At 53.8% G+C, this 253-nt stretch carries 1 pseudogene; it reads right to left on the bottom strand.

Features of this window, described 5'->3' with window-relative positions:
• A pseudogene (locus AC0L27_RS41445) lies at positions 1-253 on the bottom strand (HAAAP family serine/threonine permease); the annotation flags it as partial.

The following is a 253-nucleotide window of genomic DNA, read 5'->3' as shown; positions in this document are numbered from 1 at the left end:
CCAGAGACAGCGTTTCCAGTGCAGCGCCGTTCCACTGCGGGATCAGGTACAGAGCCAGCAGCATCAGTACGCCAACAAACGGGAATACCAGAATACTCATCGCTTTAACGATCATCTGCTCACCGAAGCGAACGATGGTCATCATACCCACGATCAGGATCAGCGACAGAATCGCACGCGGCGGTGGCGTCATACCCAGCTGGTGAGACATGAAGCTTTCAACGGTATTGGTGATTGCCACGCTATAAACCAG

This window comes from Bradyrhizobium sp. Ken51, from assembly GCF_055807435.1.
The sequence above is the reverse complement of the archived record's forward strand: the minus strand, read 5'-3'. Positions and strand labels throughout refer to the sequence as shown.